Genomic DNA, 25,764 nt, shown 5'->3' with positions numbered 1-25,764 from the left:
ATAGGCTTCCGGCCATGGCTGGCGACATCATCCCGATCGAACTAGGTCTCACCCGCGGCGACTTCGTCACCCTCTGGGCGCCGGAATGGCGCGAAGGCGACGACGAATGGGAAGCGTTCCTCGGTCACGAGGACGATCTGTACGGTTTCGAGGCGGTGGCGCACCTGGCCGCGTTCATCCGGAACGACGACGACAACGATCTGGTCGACCATCCGTCGTGGACGGTCGTGTCCGCGCTCGCCGCGAACGAGCTCGAGCCCGACGACCTGCACCGGTTCGACCTCGTGGGCGTTCCCGAACTCGTCGCCGAGGAACCCGACTCGGATGTTCTGGCCGAACTGAACGCGACGTTCGAGATGGTGCAGACACTCGGCGATGTCTGCGAACTGGGTTCCGTCACTTCGTTTTTCGCGAAGAACCCACACCTCGGTGCGGTCGGCGTCGGCGTCGAGGCATTCCTCGGCAAGGACGGCGAGGCGCTCTGGGACCGGATCGGGTCCGCGGTCGCGGGGAGCTGGGACGACGTCGTCGACGCGATCGACTCCGTCGTGAAGACACCGGACGTCGACGCGTCCGCCGTCGAAGTCGCCGAGGCCGAATTACTCGCCGCTGCCGAGAACATCGTCGACGCCGACGACCTGTCGGAAGACGAGGACGAAACCGACGAGGACGAGACGGACGAGGAAGCCGAAGAAGACGTCGACCCCGTCGCCCGGGCTGCGTCGGACGACGGTTTCTGGACCGACGTCGGTATCGATCCCATCCGCATCATCACGTCCGACGACACGCTGTACACGCTGCGGTGCTACATCGACGACGAGCCGATCTTCCTCGGCCGCGCGGGCAGCATCACCGTCTTCGGGTCGGAGCGGTCGCTGGCCCGCTACCTCGCCGACGACCACGACCACGATCTGGCGAAGGTGAGCACGTTCACCGACGTGCAGACCGCAGCAGTCGACGGATCGCTCGAGATCGAGGTGACCGACGAGAACGTCTACGTTCTTCCGGGTCTCGCGGATGACCTCGCCGAGGGGCCTTCTGCGGTCGACGTCGACCAACTCGACCTGGCCGTCGAGTTGTTCACCGATGCCGCCGACTTCGCCGGGGACGAGTCCGTCGAAACCGCACTCGCGACGTCGACTCCGCTCGGGTGGTACGTCTCGTACACGCTGGAACCGGACCCGAACCGTCTCGCTCCGAGCGCGCCGTTCGACGCCGAAGCCGAGGCGTGGCGAGCACTCGAGCGTGAGTTCGAGGCCCGCCTCCGCAAGCAGTAGGAACTGCCGGCGCCAGCGAAAGCTAGCCGACGAGTACCGCGTATCCCGGCTTGACGACGTCGTCGATGAGTTCGAGTCGCTCGTCGAACGGGATGAACGCGGACTTCATCGCGTTGATCGTGAACCGTTCCAGGTCGGTCCAGCCGTAGCCGAACGCACCTACCAGCTTGTGCATCTCACAGCTCATCGTCGTGTCGCTCATCAGCCGGTTGTCGGTGTTGACCGTAACGCGGAAGCGCAGCCGCGCGAGCAGATCGAACGGGTGCTTCTCGAGACTGTCGACGGCCCCGGTCTGCACGTTCGAGCTCGGGCACAGCTCGAGCGGCATGCGGGTGTCGCGGATGTAGGCGGCCAACAGTCCCAGCGACGCATCACCGTCCGACCCGACGGTGATGTCGTCGACGATCCGGACACCGTGTCCGAGGCGATCCGTGCCGCAGAAGGCGACCGCCTCCTGGATGGACGGCAGACCGAAGGCTTCGCCGGCGTGAATGGTGAAGTGCGCGTTGGACGCTCGCATGTACTCGAACGCGTCGAGATGGCGGCTCGGAGGGAACCCGGCCTCGGCGCCCGCGATGTCGAACCCGACGACCCCGCGATCACGGAATCGGACGGCGAGTTCGGCGATCTCACGGGACCGGGCTGCATGACGCATCGCCGTCAACAGGCACCCGACCCGAATTCGCTTGCCCCGCACCCGCGCAGCCGACTCACCCGCCCGGAATCCCTCGAGCACGTGTTCGACGACCTGATCCAACGTCAGTCCGCGTTCGAGGTGCTGTTCGGGCGCGAACCGCACTTCCGCGTAGACGACGCCGTCGTCGGCGAGATCCTCGGCGCACTCCTGCGCGACGCGAATCAGACCCTCGGGCGTCTGCATCACGGCCACGGTGTGCGCGAACGTCTCCAGATACCGTTCGAGCGAACCACTGTCGGCGGCGTTGCGGAACCACTGCGCCAGCGCGGCACCGTCCGATTCGGGCAGACCGTCGTACCCGCACCGATCGGCGAGCTCGAGCACGGTCTGCGGCCGCAGACCACCGTCGAGATGGTCATGGAGCAACGCTTTCGGCGCGGTCGTGATGGACGGGAGATCGAGCGGCGTCGCGCCGCTGTTCGATGGGGAGACAGGATCGGCGGTACTCATGTCCGAACGGTATCGCGCCGATCCTGCCGCCGCCGGGTTACTGATCCCCGACCCGCCCGAGCACGAGGGCAGACGCCTCGAACGGCGAGTCGCCGATCGTCCAGGCGTCCGAGATGGCCTCGGTCGCGTAGTCGAACTTCTCCGGCGTGTCCGTGTACAGAGTGGCGACGGGTTGGCCGACGGCGACGCGGTCTCCCGGCTTCGCGTGCAGCCGCACTCCCGCGGCGGCCTGCACCGGTTCTCCCTGGCGTTCACGACCGGCGCCGAGACGCCATGCTGCACGGCCCACCGACAGCGCGTCGAGGCCGCTGACCACGCCGCTTCGCTCGGCGGTGACCGTCAGGGACTCCTTCGCGACGGGAAGCGCAGCCGTCGGATCGCCGCCCTGAGCGGCGACCATGGCACGCCAACGGTCCATCGCCGAACCGTCGGCGAGCGCATCCGCCGGATCGACGCCTTCGATGCCTGCCGCGACGAGCATGGTCCGTGCGAGCGTGACCGTCAGCTCGACCACGTCGGCCGGACCTCCGCCCGCGAGGACCTCGAGCGATTCCTCGACCTCGAGAGCGTTGCCCGCCGTGAGGCCGAGCGGAGAATCCATGGCGGTCAGCAGCGCAATCGTGCGGACACCGGCGTCGGCGCCGAGATCGACCATCGCAGAGGCGAGCTCGCGGGCGTCGTCGATGTTCTTCATGAACGCACCGGCTCCGACCTTGACGTCGAGCACCAACGCCCCGGTGCCCTCGGCGATCTTCTTGCTCATGATCGAACTCGCGATCAGAGGAATCGATTCGACCGTGCCGGTGACGTCGCGCAGCGCGTACAGCCGCTTGTCCGCAGGCGCGAGATCCGCACCGGCCGCGCACACGACGGCACCGACGGCCGGATCGGCCAGTATCGAGTGAATCTCGTCGGCACTCAGATCCGCCCGCCACCCGGGAATCGACTCGAGCTTGTCCAGGGTGCCCCCGGTGTGTCCGAGCCCGCGTCCCGACAGTTGCGGAACCGCGGCGCCACAGGCTGCGACGACGGGCGCCAGCGGCAGCGTGATCTTGTCCCCGACACCGCCGGTCGAGTGCTTGTCGACGGTCGGTTTCGACAACGCCGAGAAGTCCATTCGACTGCCCGAGGCGATCATCGCCGACGTCCATGCGCTCAGTTCGGCGCGGGACATACCCCGCCACAGGATGGCCATGGCCAGCGCGGACATCTGCTCGTCGGCGACGCGGCCGTGCGTGAATGCGTCGACGACCCAGTCGATCTGAGCGGTCGAGAGTTCGTGGCCGTCACGCTTGGAGGTGATGACGGAAACGGCGTCAGACATGCCCGTCCACCCGTCCTGTCTCGAGGTCGTCGGGACCGAAAGCAGCAGGAAGAAGCTGCGCCAACGGGGTCGGGCCGTCGTCGGTATCGACGAGGAGATCGCCGCCGCCGAACTCGTACAGCAGCTGTCGACAGCGCCCGCACGGCATCAACCGCGCTCCACGGCTGTCGCAACAGGCGAATGCAACCAGCCGGCCACCGCCGGTGGAATGAAGGTTGGACACCAGGCCGCACTCGGCGCACAGGCCCAAACCATATGAGACATTTTCCACATTGCATCCGGTGACTATTCGGCCATCGTCCACGACAGCGGCCGCGCCGACGGGATAGTTCGAGTACGGTGCGTAGGCTTGCCTCATAGCGCCACGGGCTTTGTCGCGCAACGTTTTCCAGTCGATTTCCGGCATACGCACCATCCAATCACGCGACGAGGGACGCCGCATCGCACTTCACTGAACCGATCACGAAGAATTGGGAAGGCATACCTAAGTCATATTTCGATCTCGGTACGAATCTCGAGTCGAATTAGTTCCGGCTTTCCAATGGGTTTACAGTTCAAAGACGGCGGCTCTTTGAATACCGGTGGAGCCGGAGTTCGACAAATCGAGCCAGGGTCAGCCCGGCAACCAGGCTCGACGCGTCCACCAATGACGTTGGAGGCTTTGCACTCGATGAGTAGCACGACGGAAGTCGCTCCGGCCAAGGAGCGTAAGCGGTCGTTGTACCGCGGAGATCCGGGAATGTGGTCCTGGGTTCTTCACCGAATCACTGGCGTGTTGACGTTCTTCTTCCTGTTCGTCCACGTCTTGGACACTGCCATGGTGCGTGTCAACCCCGAGACCTACGACGCGATCATCGACACCTACAAGACGCCGCTCGTCGGCCTCATGGAGATCGGCCTCGTCGGCGCAGTTCTGTATCACGCTCTGAACGGCATCCGCGTCATGCTGGTCGACTTCTGGTCACAGGGACCGAAGTACCAGAGGCTGATGCTGTGGATCGTCGCCGCGATCTGGTTCGTGGTCGTGATCCCCGGAGCGGGTCGAATCTTCTACAACATGTTCACGGCGGGCGGTCACTGATGGCAACGACACAAGGATCCGAGGCCAAGTCCCTCGGCAAGACCTACGACCGTCCGGCCAGCCTGGACAACCCGCGCTCGCCGCGGCGTTCGTCGCGCGGCAACTTCGAGCTGTACGCGTGGCTGTTCATGCGCTTCTCGGGCCTCGCCCTCGTCGTCCTCGTCCTGGGCCACATGTTCATCATGCTGATGCTCGACGACGGCGTGCACCGCATCAACTTCGCGTTCGTCGCCGGACGCTGGTCCAGCCCCTTCTGGCAGTTCTGGGATCTGACGATGCTCTGGCTGGCTCAGCTGCACGGCGGCAACGGCCTGCGGACGATCATCGCGGACTACTCGCGCAAGGACTCGACCCGATTCTGGCTGACGACGCTGCTCGTCCTGTCGATGATTCTCATCATGGGCTTGGGCACGTACGTCATCTTCACCTTCGATCCGAACATTTCGGCAAGCTAAGGGAACTGAAGCATTCATGCAGGAACATCGTTATGACGTGCTCATCGTCGGCGCAGGTGGCGCAGGCATGCGCGCGGCCATCGAAGCGGGCCCCCGCGCCCGCACCGCGGTACTGACCAAGCTCTACCCGACGCGTTCGCACACCGGTGCGGCGCAGGGCGGCATGTGCGCCGCTCTCGCGAACGTCGAGGAAGACAACTGGGAGTGGCACACCTTCGACACCGTCAAGGGTGGCGACTACCTCGCCGACCAGGACGCGGTCGAGATCATGGCCAAGGAAGCCATCGACGCCGTTCTCGACCTCGAGAAGATGGGCCTGCCGTTCAACCGGACGCCCGAGGGCAAGATCGATCAGCGTCGATTCGGTGGCCATACCCGTGACCACGGCAAGGCTCCCGTTCGCCGTGCCTGTTACGCAGCCGACCGCACGGGCCACATGATCCTGCAGACGCTGTACCAGAACTGCGTCAAGCACGACGTCGAGTTCTTCAACGAGTTCTATGCGCTCGATCTCTGCCTCACCGAGACCGACAACGGACCCGTTGCCACCGGCATCATCGCCTACGAGCTGGCGACCGGTGAACTGCACATCTTCCACGCCAAGTCGATCGTCTTCGCGACCGGCGGCTCGGGACGCATGTACAAGACGACGTCCAACGCCCACACCCTCACCGGTGACGGCATGGGCATCGTCTTCCGCAAGGGACTTCCCTTGGAGGACATGGAGTTCCACCAGTTCCATCCGACAGGTCTCGCAGGCCTCGGCATTCTCATCTCCGAAGCCGTTCGCGGTGAGGGCGGCATCCTGCGTAACGAGTCCGGCGAGCGTTTCATGGAGCGCTACGCCCCCACCATCAAGGACCTCGCGCCTCGCGACATCGTCGCGCGTTCGATGGTTCTCGAGGTGCTGGAGGGACGTGGCGGCGGTCCGAACAAGGACTACGTCTACATCGACGTGACGCACATCCCCGAGGAAGTTCTCGACGAGAAGCTCCCCGACATCATGGAGTTCTCGCGCACCTACCTCGGCGTCGACCCCGTCAAGGAGCCGGTCCCCGTCTACCCGACGTGCCACTACGTCATGGGCGGCATCCCGACCAAGATCAACGGCGAGGTCCTGCGCAACAACGACGACATCGTTCCCGGTCTGTACGCAGCCGGTGAGTGCGCATGCGTGTCGGTGCACGGCGCGAACCGTCTCGGCACCAACTCGCTGCTCGACATCAACGTCTTCGGACGTCGCTCGGGCATCGCGGCCGCGAAGTACGCCAACTCGGTCGACTTCACCCCGCTGCCCGACGAACCGGCCAAGATGGTCGAGGAGTGGCTGGAGCTGGTGCTGTCCGATCACGGACACGAGCGCGTCGCCGACATCCGCAGCGAGCTGCAGCAGTCGATGGACAACAACGCGTCGGTGTTCCGTACCGAGGAGCGCCTCGAAACCGCGCTGAAGGACGTTCGCGCCCTCAAGGAGCGGTACAACCACATCACCGTGCAGGACAAGGGGAAGCGCTACAACAGCGACCTCCTCGAGGCCGTCGAACTCGGCTTCCTGCTGGAGATGGCGGAGGTCACCGTCGTCGGAGCCCTCAACCGGAAGGAATCGCGTGGCGGACACGCCCGCGAGGACTACCCGAACCGTAACGACGACGAGTACATGAAGCACACCATGGCCTACAAGGAAGGCACTGGCCTGCTCACCGACATCCGTCTGGACTACAAGCCGGTCGTCCAGACCCGTTACGAGCCGATGGAGCGGAAGTACTGATGAGCGCACCAGCGATCGACAAGAGCGAAGACAAGTCCGACCTTCCTCCCATGCCCGACGGCGCGGTGATCGTCAACCTGAAGATCGCCCGCTTCGACCCGGAGAACGGCGACGGACAGCGCTGGGACACCTTCCAGGTCCCGACGCTGCCGACCGACCGTCTGCTCAACCTGCTGCTGTACGTGAAGGGCTACCTCGACGGCACCCTGACGTTCCGCCGCTCGTGCGCGCACGGCGTCTGCGGATCCGACGCGATGCGCATCAACGGTGTCAACCGTCTCGCCTGCAAGGTGCTGATGCGCGACATGCTGCCGAAGGACTCGTCGAAGACGCTGACCATCACGATCGAGCCCATCAAGGGTCTGCCGGTCGAGAAGGACCTCGTCGTCGACATGGAGCCGTTCTTCGACGCGTTCCGTGCCGTCAAACCGTTCCTCATCACGTCCGGCAACGAGCCGACGCGTGAGCGCATCCAGAGCCAGGCCGACCGCGCCCGGTTCGACGACACGACCAAGTGCATCCTCTGCGCATGCTGCACCACGTCGTGCCCCGTCTTCTGGAGCGACGGCAGCTACTTCGGACCGGCCGCGATCGTCAACGCGCACCGCTTCATCTTCGACAGCCGTGACGAGGGCGCTTCCGAGCGTCTCGACATCCTCAACGACGTCGAAGGTGTGTGGCGCTGCCGCACGACGTTCAACTGCACCGACGCGTGCCCTCGTGGCATCCAGGTGACCAAGGCGATCCAGGAGGTCAAGCGGGCGTTGCTCTTCGCTCGCTAGTCTCCTCCCCCTTTCGCGCATCGATGGCCCGTGGCAGCTGATGGACAGCTGCGACGGGCCATCGATGTTTTCAGGGCTCAGCGCGCAACAGCCGTGACTGCGCGCCCCGCGTCCGTGCGCAGCCCGAGACCCCCGACCACGATGACGATCATGAGCACGCCCAGAGCGGCGAACGACATCGAGAACGCCTCCCCCGAGGGACGCCCGAGAGCCTCGACGATGGCGGTGGACAGCGTCAGCGCAATGGCTCCGAGCGCAATGCCGAAGCCGGAGAACAGTTCCTGCGCGGTCGCGTTGAACGTGTTCGCATGGTTGAGCCGTTCGCTGTCGACGTCGGCGAACGCCAGACTGCTGTACGCCGTGAATCCGATCGACCGCAGGGCGCCGCTGACCACGAGTACCGCGGCGATGACGACGGGCGACGTGTCGACGGCGAGAAGCGCGATCGCTCCGAAGCAGAGGACCGACAGTGCGCCGTCGGCGATGATGACCGTTCGAATTCCGAAGCGCCGCATGAGAGGCGTCGTCGCCGGCTTGATCGCGATGTTGCCGACGAACAACGCGATGACCATCAGTCCCGACACGAACGGCGACCAGCCGAACCGCAGTTGGAACATCAGCGGCAACAGGAACGGCACCGCGGTGATGACCATCCGATAGAACGATCCGTACGTCACGGTGTTCCGGAACGTGTCGACGCGTAACACGGTGAGATCCAGCAACGGATGCTCGGTGCGTCGCAGGTGCAGGACGGCCGACGTCAGAACCACAGCCGCCACCGCGAGGCCGATACCGACGGCCGCCCACGGTGTTCCGTCGGTCCGGATGCTGTCGAGGGACACGATCAGCGCGGCGATGCCGACCGCGGTGAGGACGAATCCACGCCAGTCCAGCGTTCGCGTCGGGACGTCACCGTCGACGCCGCGGACGACGCGCAGCCCGACCACGAAGCCCGCGATGCCGAGCGGAACGTTGATCAAAAAGATCCAGCGCCACGACGCGAACGTGACGAGTGCACCGCCCAGTGCAGGTGCGATCACCGGAGCGGTCAGTGCAGGCCACGTCAAATACGCTATGGCTCGGACCAATTCGGACTTCGACGTTGCACGGAGCACCGCTAGCCTGCCGACCGGAACCATCATGGCCCCGCCCATACCCTGAAGTACTCGCATTGCGACCAGTACGGGAAGCGACGGGCTCAGCGCACATCCCACCGACGCGACGGTGAACACGACGATGGCGGCGAGGAATACGCGTCGAACACCGAAGCGGTCGGCCATCCAGCCGCTGACGGGAATCATGATCGCCAGCGTCAGGATGTACGCCGAGATCGCGATTCCGACATCGACGGCGTCGACCCCGAAGGACTCTGCCATCGCGGGCACTGCGGTCGCGATGACCGTCGCGTCGAGAATCTCCATGAAATACCCGCCCGCGACGAGCAGCGCGAGACCGCGTGGGAAGACCGGAGTCACAGACGTGCTCAGAACTCCTCGTACGTGTCGGGGTCCTGATCCCAGATCCGGCCGCGTTCGAGCGAGGAGATGGCCGAGACCTCGGCGTCGGTCAGTTCGAATCCGAAGATGTCGAGGTTCTGACGCTGACGATCCGGGTTCGACGACTTGGGCAGCGGTACTGCACCGAGCTGATGATGCCAGCGCAGCACCACCTGTCCGGCCGAGACGTCGTGCGCTGCAGCAGCATCCGCGATGGGTGCCAGTTTCAGCAGCTCCGATCCACGACCGAGCGGACTCCAACTCTCGGTGACGATGCCGTGCTCGGCGTGGTAAGCCCGCAGGTCGGCCTGCGGGAAGTACGGATGCAGTTCGACCTGGTTGACGACGGGCAGCACTCCGGTCTCCTGCGCGATCCGGTCCAGGTGAGCCTCGGTGAAGTTGGAGACGCCGATCGACTTGACCAGTCCGTCCTTCTGCATGTCGATCATGGACCGCCACGTGTCGACGTACTTGTCGACCTTCGGCAGCGGCCAGTGGATCAGCAGAAGATCGATCTGTTCGAGCCCCAGGTTGGCCAGAGAGAGTCTCACCGACTCCTTCGCCTCGTCGTAACCGTGGTACCGGCCTGGGATCTTCGTCGTCACGAGGATGTCGTCGCGTGTGACGCTCGACGCGCGCACGGCATCACCGACACCACCCTCGGTCTCGTACCTGAGCGCCGTGTCGATCAGACGGTAACCGGCGTCCAACGCCGACCCGACGGTAGCCGTCATGTCCTCCCCGTCGGCCTTGACGGTGCCGAGACCTACTGCAGGGAGGGATGTTCCGTCGGCGAGGGTGAATGTCGGTGTCATGAGACCTCTTTCGATCAGTAGTCGACGGTGACCGTACGGCCGCCCGAGTTCATCGATACCACCAACGCGTCGGCGACCACACCTGCCCGCAGGCCGTCCTCGGCGGTGGCGAGCGTCGACGGGCGACCCTCGGAGATCGCGTCGACCCATTCCTGCAGTTCGTAGCGGTACGCCTCGGCGTAGCGCGGCACCCAATCGAGCGGATACTCGATGGACCGCTTCAGTTCGCTGTCGACGATGACGTGCGCCGGTATTGCAAACTGCGCGATGCCTTCTTCGCCGACGATCTCGCAGCGCGTGTCGTAGCCGTAGCGTGCGTTCACGAACAGTTCGAGCGTCATCAGGACGTTCGACTCGGTGCGCAGCAACATGATTTGCGGATCCTGACGAACCCCCGAGTGCTTCGACGTACGGCCCGCGTGCCAGCTCACCTCGGTGATCGGCGATCCGAGCAGCCACGGCATGCAGTCGAGTTCGTGGATCGCGGAGTTGGTGATCGTCGCGGCCGAATCACCGGGCCCGGCAACGACGTTGCGGCTGATGCAGTGCGCGACGAGCGTCTCGCCGATGCGCTCGGGCGCCGACGCGCGCTTGAGTTCGTTGTACGCGGGGTCGAAGCGGCGCATGAAGCCCACCGAGATGAGGTTCCGATCGCCCTGTGCGGCGATGATCTCGCGGCACTCCGGCGCGGTGGGGGCCAGCGGCTTCTCGCACAGCACAGGTTTGTTCGCGGCGAGGGCAGCGTGGACGAGCTCGGCGTGCGTGGAGTCGTGCGATGCGACGACGATCGCGTCCACGGCATCGCTGGAAATGAGCTCGAAGCCGTCGGATGCAACGGTCGCGTCGCGCATCTCCGCCGCGACGGCCTTGGCGCGGTCCGCGTCGAAATCGGCGACGACCGTCACCTCCGCACCCGAGATCTGGCCGTTGATCTTGCGAGCATGGTCGGCACCCATAACGCCGACACCGACGATTCCAACGCGTACAGTCATGCCCTGAGTATGACATCCGAATGTCCTAACAAAGAAGCTTTTCTCGAGAACAGGCACTGCAGATGACGATTCCACGGTCACGCGTCCCCGATCCGATGGACGCACCCTCCCTCCGCTGGGGAATCCTCGGTCCAGGATGGATCGCTCACCGGTTCGTCGAATCGCTGAAGAAGTACTCGACGCAGCAGGTGGTCGCCGTGGCCTCCCGCAATCAGGGACGGGCGGACGAGTTCGCCGCGCAGCACTCTCTTCCCCGCGCGCACGGCAGCTACGACGCGTTGTTGACCGATCCCGACGTCGACATCGTCTACGTCGCAACTCCGCACACCGAACATCACGCGTGCGCGCTCGCTGCCATCGCCGCAGGTAAGCACGTCCTCGTCGAGAAGCCACTGGCGGTCGACGCCGCCCGCGCAGCCGAGATCGGCGCCGCAGCCGCCGACGCAGGCGTGTTCGCGGGCGAAGCGATGTGGACCAAGTTCCTCCCCAAGTTCGACGTGATCGCACAGATTCTCGAGAGCGGCGTGCTCGGCCCGGTTCGCACGGTCCTCGTCGACCACGGTGAGCACTTCACGACGGACCACCGCATCTACGACCCCTCGCTCGCCGGCGGACCACTGCTCGACCTGGGCACGTACGACGCGTCGTTCATTCACTTCGTTCTCGGCGCGCCCACGTCGGTCACCGCCGTCGGGCAGCCCGCCAACGACGAACTGAACGGTCAGGTGTCCGCGATTCTGACCGACGGCGACGGCAACCACGCCGTCATGAACACGACGATTCTGAGCGACACCCCGACCGTCGCCGTGGTCTGTGGTCGCGACGCGACGCTGACCGTCCACGGCCCGTTCTTCATGCCCGGTTCGTTCACCCTCGCGATCCGCGGTGGCGAGACGATCGTCTACCGCGAGGACAAGGGCCTACAGGTCGACGGTCTGCACTTCGCTGCCGTCGACGCCGCTCGCGCGATCTCCGAGGGTCGGCTCGAGTCGAAGGTCCACACGATCTCCGACGCCGTCGAGACGCTGGCGATCGTCGACAGCATCCGCGAGCAGCTCGGCATTACAGGCGGGCCGTTCCAGCGCTAGCGCGCACCTGCACGTGCACCGAAATACACAGCCCTCTGTGTATTTCGGTGCACGTGGTTGTTCACGCCGGCGTATTGAACCTGGTCACGACATGGATCTGCGACCGCTCGTCGACCATGCCGTCGAGCCCGCCGCCCGCCTGCATCAGCAGCCGGCACGCCCGCCGCGCATCGGCCCTGAGGTCGTGGTGGAGTACGGCCGACAACGCACCCGACCGCAGTAGCGGCCGATTGTCGCTGTCGAGGTCGTGCGCGACGAACACCCGGCAGCGACGACCCGCACGTTCGAACGCGCGCACGGCACCGGTGTTCCCGCCCCCGATCGAGTAGACGGCCTCGATGTCCGGATGCGCCGACAACGCAGCGTCGACGAGCTTCTCGACGGTCTCGTCGAGCCCCTCGCTGTCGGTGATCTCGACGACGCGACGCCGATTGGCGTCGCCCTGTTCGCCTCCGAGCGAGCGCAACGTGCTGCGGAACCCTATCTCGCGCTCCCCCTCGTTGCGAAAGATGTTGCTGGTCAGGATGATCAACACCGACGCATCGGAGTCCCCGAGCCAACTGTCCACGAGATACGCCGCCGTCGCCCCGGCTGCACGGTTGTCGATTCCGACGTAGTCGAGACGCTTGCTCGCCGGCACGTCCGTCACGTAGGTGACCACCGGAATGCCGAGGTCGACGAGACGGTCGATCGCCGCGACGACGTCCGGATCGTCGGGCGCCTTGACGATGACACCGTGCGATCCCCTGGCCGTGAACTTTCCCAGCGTGTCGACCATCGCCGCCACCGACTCGGTCTCCCTGAAGTGAAACCTGCATCGCACGGCCGCGGGCGCGAGCATCGGCAGTTCCGCCTCGAGCGCCGCACGGAACTCGGCCGAGAATCGCGCCGGGGTCTGCATGACGACGTCGAACAGGAATTTTCGACCGTTCAGTCGCAGTTGCGAACGCTGCTTGTCCAGATCCGAAATCGCCTGCTGCACTTCGGCTCTCGTATTTGCGCGCACGCCGGGGCGGTCGTGGAGGACACGGTCGACGGTCGCCTCGCTCAGCCCGGACTGCTGCGCGATCTCGCGAACCTTGTACCGATGCGCCACGGGCGCCCTCCTGAGGCGTTTTTGATGGTGTCTGCCGGTTGATAGTACGGCAGGACGCCGTCAGACTCGGTGTACCCGAATTTCTTCTTTCCCTTGTGAGGACCACACTGATGGGCGTTACCATCGGCGTCGTCGGCCTCGGCCGCATCGGCGCATTCCATACCGAAACACTGAGCACGTTGGCAGGTGTCGACGGCCTCGTCGTCACCGACGAGCGACCCGCCGTCACCGAATCCGTCGCCGCCAAGTTCGACGCCAAGGCCGTCGACAACGCGGACGCGCTGCTGAAATCCGGCGTCGACGGTGTCGTCGTCGCAGCCGCAACGCCCGCACACGCGTCGCTGGTGCTCGCCTGCGTCGACGCGGGAATCCCTGTCTTCTGCGAGAAGCCGCTCGCGGCGACACCTGGCGAGAGCCTCGCCGTCGTCCAGGCCATCGAGTCGAGCGACGTCCAGGTCCAGATCGGATACAACCGCCGATTCGCACCCGCATTCGCCGCGGCGAAGACCGCCGTCGACGCCGGTGAACTCGGCTGGCTGCACACCGTGCGTTCGACGACGCTCGATCCTGCTCCCCCGCCACTCGACTACGTCGCCGTGTCCGGTGGGATCTTCCGCGACTGCAGCGTCCACGACTTCGACATCGTGCGGTGGATCGTCGGTCACGAGGTCGCCGAGGTCTACGCGGCAGGCTCCAACCAGGGCGATCCGGCGTTCACCGAGTACGGCGACGTCGACACCGCCACGGCGACGCTCACGTTCGAGAACGGCACCATCGGCGTCGTGTCGAACACGCGCTACAACGCACGCGGCTACGACTGCCGCCTCGAGGTCCACGGCTCGGCCGACGCCGTCGTCGCGGGCTGGGATGAGCAGGTCCCCGTGCGCAATCTCGAGGCGGCAGCGACGTTCCCGAACGGTACGCCGCACAGTTTCTTCATGGACCGCTTCACGTCGGCGTACCAGGTCGAACTCGGCGCGTTCGTCGACATGGCGGCCGGGCGCATCGAATCTCCCTGCACCGCGCGCGATGCGCTCGAAGTGGCCTACATCGCCGAGGCCGCGACCCTGTCCCTGCAACAGCACCGCCCGGTGCGAATCGACGAGGTACGACTGTGACCACTTCCGCTGACATCCGCATTGCAGGCGCACCCATTTCCTGGGGTGTCTGCGAGGTCCCCGGCTGGGGCTACCAGATCGACTCCGACCGCGTCCTGACCGAGATGCGCGACGCCGGGCTCACCGCCACCGAGGTCGGCCCCGAGGGCTTTCTGCCCGCCGATCCGAACGAGCTCGCCGCCACGCTGGACAAGTACAGCCTGAAGTCCGTCGGCGGATTCGCACCGGTGCTGCTGCACCACGCGCATCACGATCCCGTTCCCGGCATCGGACCGCTTCTCGACGCGTTCATCGCCTCCCGGGCCGAGGTCCTCGTCCTCGCCGCGGCGACCGGCGCCGACGGCTACGACTCGCGTCCCGAACTCGACGCTGCGCAGTGGGACACGTTGCTGCACAATCTCGATCGACTTCAGGCCGCGGCAGCCGAGCGCGGAATCCGCGCCGTGCTCCACCCGCACGTCGGCACGATGATCGAGAAGCGCGACGAGGTCTACCGCGTTCTGAACGGCTCGACGATTCCGCTGTGCCTCGACACAGGACACCTCCTCATCGGCGGCACCGATCCGCTGGACCTGGTGGAGGCACACGCGTCGCGCATCACGCACGCGCACCTGAAGGATGTCGACGCCGCCCTCGCCGCGCGTGTACAAGCCGGCGAACTCACCTACACCGAGGCCGTCGCGCAAGGTATGTACACCCCGCTCGGAACCGGTGACGTGAACATCGCGCGCGTGGTGAACGAGCTGCTCGACGCGGGCTTCGACGGTTGGTTCGTGCTCGAGCAGGACACCATCCTCGCCGAGGAGCCCGCAGGCGCCGGACCTGTGTCCGACGTCATTTCCAGCGTCTCCTACCTCAGAAGCGTCGTGGAAGCCCGGGTAGCCTCGTCGGCGTGAATCAACTAAGGATCGGCGTCCTCGGCGCGTCTCGCATAGCCGAAGAAGCGATCGTCGAACCGGCGAACACTCTCGGACACCGTCTTGTCGCGTGCGCTGCACGCGACAGGACGCGTGCCGAGGTGTTCGCCGAGAAGTACGGTGTGGAGCGGGTTCTCGACTCCTACCAGGCCGTCATCGACGATCCCGAAGTGGACGTGGTCTACAACCCGCTCGCGAACTCGCTCCACGCGCCGTGGAACCTCGCGGCGGTCGAGGCGGGCAAACATGTGCTGACGGAGAAGCCCTTCGCGCGCGATCGCACGGAGGCGTTCGCCGTCGCGGAAGCCGCCCGAGAGGCGAATATCGTTGTGATGGAAGGGTTTCACTACCTGTTCCATCCGGTGACGCAGCGACTGCTGCAGGTGGTCGAGGACGGCACACTGGGCGACCTCCGCCATATCGACGTCGTCATGCGCATGCCCGCACCGGAGCCGGGCGACCTACGATGGTCGCTCGACCTCGCAGGCGGCGTGATGATGGATCTGGGATGCTACGCCCTGCATGCGCTGCGGGCCTTCGGCCGATTCGCGGGCGGCGCACCGACCATCGGCGCAGCCAAGGCCGTCGAACGATTCCCGGGCGTCGACGAATCGATCGATGTCGAACTCGAATTCCCCAGCGGCGCAACAGCTGTGTCCCGCAACTCGATGATCGACGAGGACTACCTGTTCACGCTCCGTGTCATCGGGTCGAAAGGCGAGGCGTTCGCGCACGATTACATCAAGCCCAACAAGGACGACCGGGTCACCGTCACGGTCGGATCCGACACCCGCGTCGAGCATCTCGGCACGCAGTCGTCGTACACGTATCAGTTGGAGGCGTTCGCGGATCACCTGCAGAACGGGACACCCCTGCCGATCGGGCTCGACGACGCCGTCGACAACATGGCGATGATCGACGACGCGTACCGCGCCGCCGGAATGTCGCCCCGCTGAGGTTCGGCTCCCCCGTGCGCATGTGCGTACGGGGGATCTTCGGGTCGCCCGCTCAGGCGCCCGGCTTCACCCAGCTCCCCGACTCGACCGAGCGCGTCATCGCGTCGAGCACCTGCGCGCTGCGCACCGCATCCCAGATCGTCGCGCCGACCGGCTTGCCGTCGGCGATGGACTGCAGGAATCGCTTGGCTTCGACGACCTTCAGGTCGTCGTAGCCCATGGACGACGCGGATCCCGGCTGGAACGCGCCGTATTCACCCTGCTTCGGGCCGACGAAGATCGTCGACACCGGCTGATCCTGGTACCGGTCACCCACGCTGAGGCCCAGTTCGCCGAGGCGCCGGAAGTCCCAGAAGACAGCACCCTTGGTGCCGTGGATCTCGAAGCCGTACGCGTTCTGCTCCCCTACCGACACGCGGCTCGCCTCGAGCGTCGCGCGCGCACCCGATGCCAGACGCACCTGGCTGCTGACGTAGTCCTCGTTCTCCACCGGTCCGAGCTCGCCACCGGTCGCGAGGGCATGACCGCTGGTCGCGCCCGTCGGCTTCGCACGCTGCGGCACGAAGATCGCGGTGTCGGCGACGAGAGAGTCGATGTCTCCCAACAGGTACCAGAGCAGGTCGGCGCCGTGCGACGCGAGATCGCCCAGCACACCGTTGCCGCCGCGTGCCCGCTCGAAGCGCCAGCTGAGCGCGCCGTCCGGGTGCGCCGCGTAGTCGCTGAAGAACCGGAAGCGAGCGTGGGTGACGGTACCGATCTCGCCGGCCTCGATCAGTGCCTTCGCCTCTTCGACGGCCGGGGCGTTGCGGTAGTTGAAGCCGACTGCGGTCTGTACACCTGCCTTGTCCGCGGCGACGGCGACAGCGCGGGCGTCGTCCTCGGACAGGCCGACCGGCTTCTCGATCCAGATGTGCTTGCCTGCCTCGACCATCGCGGTACCGATGGTGCGGTGCAGGAAGTTCGGGGCGGTGATCGACACTGCGCCGATGGACGAGTCCTTCTCGATGTCGTGCCAATCGGTGGTCGACGTCTCGAAGCCGAACTGCGCGGCAGCCTCGTCGGCGCGGCCGGGCACCTCGTCGGCGACCGACGCGAGCACCGGAGTCAGCGCGAGTTCGGGATAGTGGTGGCGGATGCGCGCGTAGGCCTGCGTGTGCACGCGGCCCATCCAACCGAAGCCGGCGACACCCACACGGATGTTCTGCGATGAACTCACTGGATCTGTCTCCTCACGAATACTGAACGTCCGGGATCCGAACACGGTTTTGGACCGGTCCAATCTGTACTAGAGTCTGCGTCACACGACGCCGACGTGTCAACACCGACCCTGCTAGCGTCTGACGAAGACACCGCCGAGAAGGGACACGAACGTGGCGCAGCCGACCATTCGTACCGTCGCAGCGCACGCCGGTGTATCCAAATCGCTTGTCTCCCTTGTTCTCCGCGGATCCAGCTCGGTGAGCGAGGAGAAGCGCGCGGCTGTCGAGGACGCGATCCGCGAACTCGGCTACCGCCCCAATCTGAGCGCGCGCAGCCTGACGCAGAATCGCACACACATCGTCGGAGTTCTCCTCAACGACCTACGCAACCCATGGTTTGTCGACTGCCTCGAGGGCATGAATTCGATTCTGCAGCAACATGATCTGAAGATGTTCCTGGCCGACGGTCGTCTCGATCGCAGTTCCGACGAATCGTTCGTCCGCAGCTTCATGGACCTCCGCCTCGACGGTCTGGCTCTCGTCGGCACCCGGCGGCCGACGCCTGCCATCGCCGAAGCAGCAGCGCTGATTCCGACGGTCGTCGTCGCCAGCCGCGACCTCGACTTCCCGGGCGTGGACGTCGTCGCCAACGACGACGAACTCGGCACCCACTTGGCCGTCGAACACCTTGTCGCACAGGGTCATCGACGCATCACCCACATCGCAGGAACCGGGGCCGTCGCCGACATCAGAGCGCAGAGCTATCGCGACGCCATGGTCTCGCACGGCCTGAAGCGGCACATTCGCGTCGAGCCCGGCGGCATGACCGAGGACGCAGGCCACGCGGCCTGCTCGCGCATCCTCGACGGACGGACGCGCCCCACCGCGATCTTCGCCGTCAACGACATCGTCGCGATCGGCGCGATGACCGCCTGCCAGGAACGCGGACTGTCGATTCCGCAGCAGGTGTCGATCGTCGGCTACGACAACACGTCCATCGCTCAGCTACGCCACGTCCGGCTGACAAGCGTCGAGAACGCGACGATCGAAGTCGGCGAGCGAGCCGCGACGGCGCTCGTCGATCGCATCGCCGACCCGGATCGCCCCGGCTCGCTGACGTTGGTGCCACCCGCTATTCAGGTGCGCGGGTCGACGGCCCCGCCGGCGCCCTGACTCCGGCGCCATGACTCCCGCGCCATCACTCCGGCGCCATCACTCCGGCGCCATCACTCCGGCGCCATCACTCCGGCGCCATCACTCCCGCGCATCGATGGTCCGCGGCAACTGTCTGTCGGATGCCACGGACCATCGATGCCGAAGAATGCGGGGTGAGTCAGCGATCGACGACCGTCGTGTCGAAGTAGTACCGCGACGCACGGTAGGCGTGCGAGCCGAATTCGACGACGCTCCCCGAGTCGTCGAACGCCGTGCGGTGCATCGTGAGCAGCGGGGCCTTGTACTTCTCGTCGAGCAGCAGCGCCTCGTCGCGGTCGGCGGCCTTGGCTCCGATCCGCTGGCGTGCGAGGCGGATGTGCACGCCCCTCGTCCGCAGCGACTGATAGAGGCCGTGATGTTCGAGCTCGTCGGGATCGGGCGCGATCGACGACGGCAGGTGATTCGCCATCAGCGCCAACGGTTCTCCATTGGTGCTGCGAAGCCTGCGGATGGTGACGATCTCGGTGTCGGCGGAGATGTTGAGTTCGCGTGCGACCTCTTCCGACGGCGTCCCGACGTGGTAGTCGAGCAATTTGGTCGACGGGCTCTGTCCGGCTCGCGCGAGGTCGTCGAAGAGACTGGTGAGCTCGACGGGTCGATGCACTGGACTCTGGACGACCTGAGTGCCGACACCGCGCTTACGGACCAGCAGTCCCTTGTCGACGAGTTCCTGAATTGCGCGACGCGTGGTCGGACGTGACAGATTCAGTCGTTTGGCAAGTGCCAGTTCGTTCTCGAACCGATCTCCCGGGGCCAACTGCCCGCCGAGAATGGCCGACTCGATCGCCTGCGCCAATTGGAAGTACAGAGGAACCGGGCTGCCGCGGTCGAGTTCGACCGACAGGGGCGTGGCCACCGTCGAACTCGCGCCGCTCGTAGGCGCATCCGACGTCGACGCATCGAAAGCAGTCACTGTCCGGCTCCGTATCTCCTCGGGGGCGGTAAATCTACAGCCCGGCTTGATCGGAAGTGTAGGCGAACACTAACATCGGCATGACTGGAAGTAAGAATGTCAGGACAAAGTATTGACATCAACATGTGGTCTGCAGCACAGTAGTAGCACAGGCCCTTGCGTCAGAACTTCTCGACCGTCAGTCCCCAAACACCCTTGGAGTCGAACTTGACCACCTCAGCCGATGCCACCACCACGGCCTTCGATGTCCTCGCCATTGGGCGCAGCGGCGTCGATATCTACCCACTGCAGACCGGTGTCGGTCTCGAGGACGTCGAGTCCTTCGGCAAGTTCCTCGGAGGAAGCGCAGCGAACGTCACCGTCGCCGCAGCACGCCTCGGACGGAAGTCGGCACTGATCTCCGGTGTCGGGAACGATCCTTTCGGTCGCTACGTGTCGAACGAGCTGGCCCGCCTGGGCGTCGACAACCGTTTCGTCGTCACGGACTCCCAGTTCGCCACCCCCGTCACCTTCTGCGAGATCTTCCCGCCCGACGACTTCCCGCTGTACTTCTACCGCAAGCCGTCGGCACCCGACCTGCAGATCCGACCCGAGAACATCGATGTCGACGCGGTCAAGAACGCACGCCTGTACTGGTCGACCGTCACCGGTCTGTCCGAAGAGCCCAGCCGCAGTGCACATTTCACGGCATGGGAAGCACGCGGACGCGCGCCGCTGACCGTCCTCGACCTCGACTACCGTCCGATGTTCTGGGAGACGACCGCCGCTGCGACCGAGCAGGTCCAGAAGGCGCTCCAGCACGTCACCGTCGCCGTCGGCAACAAGGAGGAGTGCGAGGTCGCCGTCGGCGAGACCGACCCGAACAAGGCTGCCGACGCATTGCTCGACCTGGGCGTCGAACTCGCCATCGTCAAGATGGGCCCGAAGGGCGTCATGGGCAAGACCAAGAACGAGACGGTCACCGTGCCGCCGAACTTCGTCGACGTCGTCAACGGCCTCGGTGCAGGCGACAGCTTCGGCGGATCGCTGTGCAACGGTCTGCTCGCCGAGTGGCCGCTCGAGAAGATTCTCCGTTACGGCAACGCGGCAGGCGCCATCGTCGCTTCGCGCCTGGAGTGCTCCACCGCCATGCCCACCGCGACCGAGGTCGCAGAACTCGCCGACAAGGCTGCTACGGAGTCCGTGAATGTCTGAGACCACCTTGACCCCCGCACCCGCTGCATCCAGCTACGCCGAGGTCACCGCGATCCGCGCAGGCGATCCGCAGGCCATCGAGCGTGCCTGGGCGACGCGTACGACGCGTGAGACCATTCGAGGCAACGGCCGGCTCATGATCGTCGCCGCCGACCACCCTGCCCGTGGCGCGTTGTCCGTCGGCTCGAACATGACGGCGATGAACAGCCGCACCGAGCTGCTCGACCGGCTGCGCACCGCACTCGCGAACCCCGGCGTCGACGGCGTCCTCGCCTCCCCCGAGATCCTCGACGACCTCGTGCTCCTCGGCGCTCTGGAGGACAAGGTCGTGTTTTCGTCGATGAACCGCGGCGGCCTCGCAGGCGCGTCGTTCGAGCTCGACGACCGCATGACCGCAGCGACCGCAGCCGCCACGGCCAAGGCGCGCATGAACGGCGCGAAGATGCTGACCCGCATCGCACTCGACGACCCGGGCACGCTGTCCACGATGACCGCCTGCGCCCAGGCCATCGACGAACTCGCCGAGCGTCAGCTCATCGCCATGGTCGAGCCGTTCCTGTCACGCCGTGTCGACGGACGCGTCAAGAACGACCTGAGCACCGACGCCGTCATCAAGTCCATTCACATCACCCAGGGCCTCGGATCCACGTCCGCGTACACCTGGATGAAGCTGCCCGTCGTCGACGAGATGGAACGCGTCATGGACGCCACGACGCTCCCGACGCTTCTTCTCGGCGGCGACCCGCAGACCGCTCCGGAAGAGACCTTCGCCAGCTGGGCGAACGCGCTCGCGATCCCGGCCGTGCGCGGTCTGATCGTCGGACGCACCCTGCTGTACCCCAAGGACGGCGACGTCGCAGCCGCCGTCGCGACCGCAGTGAACATGGTGAGGTGACATGAACTCCGAGTACTACATCGCAGCAGGCGACGGAGCCAAGGACGGCTTCGACGTCGTCGTCACGCCCGAATCCGCGGGGTGGACCGAATCCAGCCTCTGGACACTGACTCTCGCCGCAGGGCAGTCCGTCGATCTGTCGTCGGGCCCCGACGAGATCATGGTCGTGCCGCTGTCGGGTTCGGCGACGGTCACCAGTGACGGCACGAAGTTCGAGCTCGCCGGCCGTGCATCGGTGTTCGACGGCCCGTCCGACTTCGCTTACGTCGGAAAGGATTCGGCCTACACCGTCTCCAGCACCGACGGCGGACGGTTCGCTCTCTGCGGCGCCCGCGCCGAGAAGAAGCTGCCGTTCCGCTACGTTCCGGCAGCCGACATCTCCGTCGAACTGCGCGGCGCGGGCAACTGCAGCCGACAGGTCCACAACTTCGGTACCGCCGACACGTTCGAGGCCGACTCGATCATCGCGTGCGAGGTGATCACTCCCGGCGGCAACTGGTCGTCGTACCCCGGCCACAAGCACGACGAGAACACCGAGCACGAGTCCGCGCTCGAAGAGATCTATTACTTCGAGATCGCGCCGGGCCCTGACCAGAGCAACGGATTTGGTTACCACCGCGTCTACGGCACACCGCAGCGTCCGATCGAGGTGCTCGAAGAGGTCCGCACCGGTGACGTCGTGCTGGTGCCGCACGGCTACCACGGCCCGTCCGTCGCAGCCCCCGGCTACCACATGTACTACCTGAACGTCATGGCCGGACCGGGCAAGGAACGGGCCTGGAACATCGTCGACGATCCCGAGCACACCTGGATCCGCGGAACCTGGGCAGACCAGGCCGTCGATCCGCGCCTGCCCCTCCACAGCTCTTCCACCAACACCGCATCCGAAGGAGCATGATCGTGGTGTCCACCGCGCCGATCTCGGCGAGCAAGACCGAAAACACCGAGGGCACAGTTCGTCTCACGGTGTCCCAGGCGACCGTCAAGTTCCTGGCGAACCAGTACGTGGAGCGTGACGGCGTTCGCACCAAGTTCTTCGCCGGCGCGTTCGGCATCTTCGGACACGGCAACGTCGCCGGCCTCGGCCAGGCGCTGCTGCAGGCCGAGATCGACGCCGTCGAAGCAGGCACCGACCCCGAACTGCCTTACGTCCTCGGGCGCAACGAGCAGGCCATGGTGCACAGCGCCGTCGCCTACGCACGCCAGAAGGACCGCCTGCAGACGTGGGCCGTCACGGCGTCCGTCGGCCCCGGCTCGACGAACATGCTGACCGGCGCCGCGCTGGCGACGATCAACCGCCTGCCCGTGCTGCTGCTGCCCGCCGACACGTTCGCCACCCGTGCGAGCGCACCCGTGCTGCAGGAGCTCGAACTTCCGTCCAGCGGCGACGTCACCGTCAACGATTCGTTCAAGCCGCTCTCGCGCTACTTCGACCGCGTGTGGCGTCCCGAGCAGCTTCCCGGCGCTCTGCTCGGTGCGATGCGTGTGCTGACCGATCCGGTCGAGACCGGCGCGGCAACCGTCGCCATCCCGCAGGACGTTCAGGCCGAGGCGTTCGACTGGCCCGAGTCGCTGTTCGCACCGCGTACCTGGCACGTCGCACGCCCGCTGCCGGAGAAGTCCGTCATCGCCCGTGCCGCCGAGGTCATCCGTACGGCGAAGAAGCCGATGATCGTCGCAGGCGGTGGCGTCATCTACTCCGGCGCGACCGACGCGCTGGCGTCGTTCTGCGAGAAGACCGGGATCCCGGTGGGCCAGAGCCAGGCGGGCAAGGGTTCGCTGAAGTACGACCACCCGCAGTCCGTCGGCGCTCTCGGCTCGACCGGTACGACGGCGGCCAACGCCCTCGCCACCGAAGCCGACGTCATCATCGGAATCGGCACGCGCTACAGCGATTTCACGTCCGCGTCGCGCACCGCGTTCAACAACCCCGACGTTCGCTTCGTCAACATCAACGTCGCGTCGATCGACTCGGTGAAGCAGGGTGGCATCTCGGTCGTGTCCGACGCTCGCGAAGCGCTGGAGGCTCTTGCGGTCGAACTGGGCGACTACACGGTTCCGTCCGAATACCGCACGCGTACAACCGAACTCGCACAGGAGTGGGACGACACGGTGGCGTCGGTCTACAAGATCGAAGACCCGTCGGCACCACTGAACCAGAACCAGGTGATCGGTCTGGCCAACACGCTGTCCGATCCTCGCGACGTCGTGGTCTGCGCTGCCGGATCGATGCCCGGTGACCTCCACAAGCTCTGGCGCACACGCGATTCCAAGGGTTACCACGTCGAGTACGGCTTCTCCTGCATGGGATACGAGGTTGCCGGCGGTATCGGCGCCAAGATGGCCGAGCCCGACCGCGACGTATTCATCATGGTCGGCGACGGCTCCTACCTCATGATGGCGACCGAACTGGTCACCGCCGTGCAGGAGGGCGTCAAGATCATCATGATCCTCGTGCAGAACCACGGATTTGCATCCATCGGTTCGCTGTCGGAATCCCTCGGCTCGCAGCGCTTCGGCACCGACTACCGCTACCGCGCGGAGAACGGCCGTCTGCAGGGAGACAAGCTGCCTGTGGATCTCGCTGCCAACGCAGCCAGCCTCGGCGTCGAGGTCGTCCGCGTGAACAACGGCTCCGAGTTCACCGACGCCGTCAAGGCCGCCAAGGCGAGCGAGACGTCCACCGTCATCCACGTCGAGACCGACCCGCTGATCGCGGCTCCGGACTCCGAGTCGTGGTGGGACGTTCCGGTCAGCGCGACCTCCACGCTCGAGTCGACGCAGACCGCGTACGCCACCTACGAGAAGTGGAAGAAGATCCAGCGCCCCTTCCTCCGTCCGTCCGGAAACTGACAGGAATCACCACACGATGAAGATCGCACTCGATCCCACCCCGTTCCACCACGATTTCTCGCTGCTGGAGCTGCCTCGTGTCGTGGCCGACCTCGGCTACGAGTACCTGCAGCTCACGCCGCACGTGGACATGATCCCGTTCTTCAACCACCCGAAGGCCGACGACGACCTGGTCGCCAAGTTCAAGAAGGCCTGCAAGGACGCCGGCGTCGGCATCGCCTCGGTGCTGCCCGTGCTGCGCTGGTCCGGCCCGGACGAGGACGCCCGCGAAGCAGCCGTACGGTACTGGAAGCGTGCCATCCAGATCACCGTCGACCTCGGCGTGAACGTCATGAACACCGAGTTCAGCGGACGACCGGAGAAGGCCGAAGAGTCCGAGCGCGCCTTCTACCGTTCGATGGAAGAACTCGTTCCGATCGTCGAGCGTGAAGGCATCGACGTCCGAATCGATCCGCACCCGGACGATTTCGTCGAGGACGGCCAGGCGGCCATTCGCGTCATCCGGGGCATCAATTCGAAGAACTTCGGCATGGTCGTCGTCGCGTGCCACCAGTTCCACATGGGCGGAGATCTGCCAGGAATCCTGCGCACCGCAGGCGATCTCGTGCGCCTGGTGCACGTCGCCGACACGATGGACCACCACCGTTCGCACGGCCTGCGCTACATCACCAACCCGCCCGGAAACGCAGTACGCGTCCACCAGCACCTGAAGATCGGTGACGGCGACGTCAACTGGGACGAATTCTTCGGCGGCCTGGGCGAATTGGGCTTCTACGACAAGGAAGACACCGTGATGGTGTCGAGCGTCTTCGGAGAGAACGAGAACGCGCACGAAGTGTCTCGCTACCAGCTGAAGACGATGAACGAGTACATCGCAAAGTTCAAGAAGTAAGGACGGATATGAGCAACGTGATCAGCCACTGGCTGGACAACAAGGAATTCGCCGGCACCTCCGGTAACACCGCACCGGTCACCAACCCCGCTACCGGCGAGGTCACCGGACAACTGGCACTGGCCAATCTGGACGATGCCCGCACCGTCATCGACGCCGCCGCAGCCGCGTTCCCCGCCTGGCGCGACACCTCCCTCGCCAAGCGCGTACAGGTCCTGTTCAAATTCCGCGAACTCTTGAACGAACGCAAGGGCGAGTTGGCGGAAATCATCACCGCCGAACACGGCAAAG

Annotated in this window: 25 protein-coding genes; 16 read left to right on the top strand and 9 right to left on the bottom strand. The window is 65.5% G+C overall.

Going from position 1 to position 25,764, the window contains the following annotated elements:
- The first annotated feature begins 14 nt into the window (after window positions 1-14).
- Window positions 15-1,277, top strand: coding sequence for a primosomal protein (locus DK926_RS23450; RefSeq protein WP_114332387.1), 1,263 nt, complete (start codon window positions 15-17; stop codon window positions 1,275-1,277).
- 22 nt (window positions 1,278-1,299) lie between these two features.
- Here DK926_RS23450 and DK926_RS23445 read toward each other — a convergent pair whose 3' ends face one another.
- The 3 genes from DK926_RS23445 to DK926_RS23435 are packed head-to-tail and all read right to left on the bottom strand — an operon-like array spanning window position 1,300 to window position 4,154.
- Window positions 1,300-2,424, bottom strand: coding sequence for an adenosine deaminase (locus tag DK926_RS23445; protein WP_114332386.1), 1,125 nt, complete (start codon window positions 2,422-2,424; stop codon window positions 1,300-1,302).
- A gap of 37 nt (window positions 2,425-2,461) precedes the next feature.
- The gene (locus tag DK926_RS23440) at window positions 2,462-3,748 is read right to left on the bottom strand and encodes a thymidine phosphorylase (protein WP_114332385.1); all 1,287 of its coding nucleotides are present in this window, start codon (window positions 3,746-3,748) and stop codon (window positions 2,462-2,464) included.
- Complete coding sequence (locus DK926_RS23435; protein ID WP_114332384.1) at window positions 3,741-4,154, bottom strand: cytidine deaminase; 414 nt, start codon at window positions 4,152-4,154, stop codon at window positions 3,741-3,743. Before DK926_RS23435 ends, DK926_RS23440 begins: the two co-directional genes overlap by 8 nt.
- A 264-nt stretch (window positions 4,155-4,418) precedes the next feature.
- On the opposite strand from DK926_RS23435, the gene sdhC reads away from it, so the two are divergent.
- From sdhC to DK926_RS23415, 4 genes are read left to right on the top strand one after another with little or no spacing between them, the layout of a single operon-like run.
- Window positions 4,419-4,829 carry a succinate dehydrogenase, cytochrome b556 subunit gene (gene sdhC / locus DK926_RS23430; RefSeq protein ID WP_114332421.1) on the top strand — a complete coding sequence of 137 codons (411 nt, stop codon included), beginning with the start codon at window positions 4,419-4,421 and terminating at the stop codon, window positions 4,827-4,829.
- Entirely contained in the window at window positions 4,829-5,284 is a 456-nt protein-coding gene (locus tag DK926_RS23425; protein WP_068428273.1) for a succinate dehydrogenase hydrophobic membrane anchor subunit, read from the top strand. The genes sdhC and DK926_RS23425 overlap by 1 nt, the downstream gene beginning before the upstream one ends.
- Window positions 5,285-5,300: 16 nt before the next feature.
- Window positions 5,301-7,052 (top strand): succinate dehydrogenase flavoprotein subunit, encoded by a 1,752-nt coding sequence (gene sdhA, locus DK926_RS23420; RefSeq protein WP_068428275.1) that lies wholly within the window; start codon window positions 5,301-5,303, stop codon window positions 7,050-7,052.
- Window positions 7,052-7,834 carry a succinate dehydrogenase iron-sulfur subunit gene (locus DK926_RS23415; RefSeq protein ID WP_068428278.1) on the top strand — a complete coding sequence of 261 codons (783 nt, stop codon included), beginning with the start codon at window positions 7,052-7,054 and terminating at the stop codon, window positions 7,832-7,834. The genes sdhA and DK926_RS23415 overlap by 1 nt, the downstream gene beginning before the upstream one ends.
- Window positions 7,835-7,911: 77 nt before the next feature.
- Here the strand turns inward: DK926_RS23415 and DK926_RS23410 are convergent, their stop codons facing one another.
- The 3 genes from DK926_RS23410 to DK926_RS23400 are packed head-to-tail and all read right to left on the bottom strand — an operon-like array spanning window position 7,912 to window position 11,137.
- Complete coding sequence (locus tag DK926_RS23410; protein WP_279387104.1) at window positions 7,912-9,309, bottom strand: MFS transporter; 1,398 nt, start codon at window positions 9,307-9,309, stop codon at window positions 7,912-7,914.
- An 8-nt stretch (window positions 9,310-9,317) separates the two neighbouring features.
- Window positions 9,318-10,145, bottom strand: coding sequence for an aldo/keto reductase (locus tag DK926_RS23405; protein ID WP_114332383.1), 828 nt, complete (start codon window positions 10,143-10,145; stop codon window positions 9,318-9,320).
- A 14-nt stretch (window positions 10,146-10,159) separates the two neighbouring features.
- On the bottom strand, window positions 10,160-11,137 hold the full coding sequence (locus DK926_RS23400) for a Gfo/Idh/MocA family oxidoreductase (protein ID WP_114332382.1): 978 nt from the start codon (window positions 11,135-11,137) through the stop codon (window positions 10,160-10,162).
- A gap of 62 nt (window positions 11,138-11,199) precedes the next feature.
- Between DK926_RS23400 and DK926_RS23395 the strand changes: the two genes are divergently transcribed.
- Entirely contained in the window at window positions 11,200-12,225 is a 1,026-nt protein-coding gene (locus DK926_RS23395; RefSeq protein ID WP_114332381.1) for a Gfo/Idh/MocA family oxidoreductase, read from the top strand.
- 61 nt (window positions 12,226-12,286) lie between these two features.
- Here the strand turns inward: DK926_RS23395 and DK926_RS23390 are convergent, their stop codons facing one another.
- Window positions 12,287-13,321, bottom strand: coding sequence for a LacI family DNA-binding transcriptional regulator (locus DK926_RS23390; RefSeq protein WP_114332380.1), 1,035 nt, complete (start codon window positions 13,319-13,321; stop codon window positions 12,287-12,289).
- 110 nt (window positions 13,322-13,431) lie between these two features.
- On the opposite strand from DK926_RS23390, the gene DK926_RS23385 reads away from it, so the two are divergent.
- The 3 genes from DK926_RS23385 to DK926_RS23375 are packed head-to-tail and all read left to right on the top strand — an operon-like array spanning window position 13,432 to window position 16,312.
- Window positions 13,432-14,439 (top strand): Gfo/Idh/MocA family oxidoreductase, encoded by a 1,008-nt coding sequence (locus tag DK926_RS23385; protein ID WP_114332379.1) that lies wholly within the window; start codon window positions 13,432-13,434, stop codon window positions 14,437-14,439.
- Window positions 14,436-15,335 (top strand): sugar phosphate isomerase/epimerase, encoded by a 900-nt coding sequence (locus tag DK926_RS23380; RefSeq protein ID WP_114332378.1) that lies wholly within the window; start codon window positions 14,436-14,438, stop codon window positions 15,333-15,335. The genes DK926_RS23385 and DK926_RS23380 overlap by 4 nt, the downstream gene beginning before the upstream one ends.
- Entirely contained in the window at window positions 15,332-16,312 is a 981-nt protein-coding gene (locus DK926_RS23375; protein ID WP_114332377.1) for a Gfo/Idh/MocA family oxidoreductase, read from the top strand. Before DK926_RS23380 ends, DK926_RS23375 begins: the two co-directional genes overlap by 4 nt.
- Before the next feature lie 52 nt (window positions 16,313-16,364).
- Here the strand turns inward: DK926_RS23375 and DK926_RS23370 are convergent, their stop codons facing one another.
- Window positions 16,365-17,528, bottom strand: coding sequence for a Gfo/Idh/MocA family oxidoreductase (locus DK926_RS23370; protein ID WP_279387103.1), 1,164 nt, complete (start codon window positions 17,526-17,528; stop codon window positions 16,365-16,367).
- Between the two features lie 154 nt (window positions 17,529-17,682).
- Here DK926_RS23370 and DK926_RS23365 point away from each other — a divergent pair, with 154 nt between their 5' ends.
- Window positions 17,683-18,684, top strand: coding sequence for a LacI family DNA-binding transcriptional regulator (locus tag DK926_RS23365; protein ID WP_114332376.1), 1,002 nt, complete (start codon window positions 17,683-17,685; stop codon window positions 18,682-18,684).
- A 160-nt stretch (window positions 18,685-18,844) separates the two neighbouring features.
- Here DK926_RS23365 and DK926_RS23360 read toward each other — a convergent pair whose 3' ends face one another.
- A complete protein-coding gene (locus DK926_RS23360; RefSeq protein WP_068428309.1) occupies window positions 18,845-19,582 on the bottom strand; it encodes a GntR family transcriptional regulator in 738 nt (245 codons plus the stop codon).
- A gap of 264 nt (window positions 19,583-19,846) precedes the next feature.
- On the opposite strand from DK926_RS23360, the gene iolC reads away from it, so the two are divergent.
- From iolC to DK926_RS23330, 6 genes are all read left to right on the top strand, one after another.
- Window positions 19,847-20,833 (top strand): 5-dehydro-2-deoxygluconokinase, encoded by a 987-nt coding sequence (gene iolC / locus DK926_RS23355; protein ID WP_114332418.1) that lies wholly within the window; start codon window positions 19,847-19,849, stop codon window positions 20,831-20,833.
- Window positions 20,826-21,728 (top strand): aldolase, encoded by a 903-nt coding sequence (locus DK926_RS23350; RefSeq protein WP_114332375.1) that lies wholly within the window; start codon window positions 20,826-20,828, stop codon window positions 21,726-21,728. The genes iolC and DK926_RS23350 overlap by 8 nt, the downstream gene beginning before the upstream one ends.
- 1 nt (window position 21,729) lies before the next feature.
- Window positions 21,730-22,626 (top strand): 5-deoxy-glucuronate isomerase, encoded by an 897-nt coding sequence (gene iolB, locus DK926_RS23345; protein ID WP_068428315.1) that lies wholly within the window; start codon window positions 21,730-21,732, stop codon window positions 22,624-22,626.
- Window positions 22,627-22,628: 2 nt separating this feature from the next.
- Complete coding sequence (iolD, locus tag DK926_RS23340) at window positions 22,629-24,581, top strand: 3D-(3,5/4)-trihydroxycyclohexane-1,2-dione acylhydrolase (decyclizing) (protein ID WP_114332417.1); 1,953 nt, start codon at window positions 22,629-22,631, stop codon at window positions 24,579-24,581.
- A gap of 16 nt (window positions 24,582-24,597) precedes the next feature.
- Window positions 24,598-25,473 (top strand): sugar phosphate isomerase/epimerase, encoded by an 876-nt coding sequence (locus DK926_RS23335; protein ID WP_114332374.1) that lies wholly within the window; start codon window positions 24,598-24,600, stop codon window positions 25,471-25,473.
- 8 nt (window positions 25,474-25,481) lie between these two features.
- A partial coding sequence (locus DK926_RS23330) for an aldehyde dehydrogenase family protein (RefSeq protein ID WP_114332373.1) occupies window positions 25,482-25,764 on the top strand: 283 nt, incomplete at its 3' end.

Source organism: Rhodococcus sp. Eu-32, assembly GCF_003336925.1.
GTDB lineage: Bacteria > Actinomycetota > Actinomycetes > Mycobacteriales > Mycobacteriaceae > Rhodococcoides > Rhodococcoides kyotonensis_B.
This window is presented reverse-complemented; position numbering and strand designations above follow the sequence as displayed.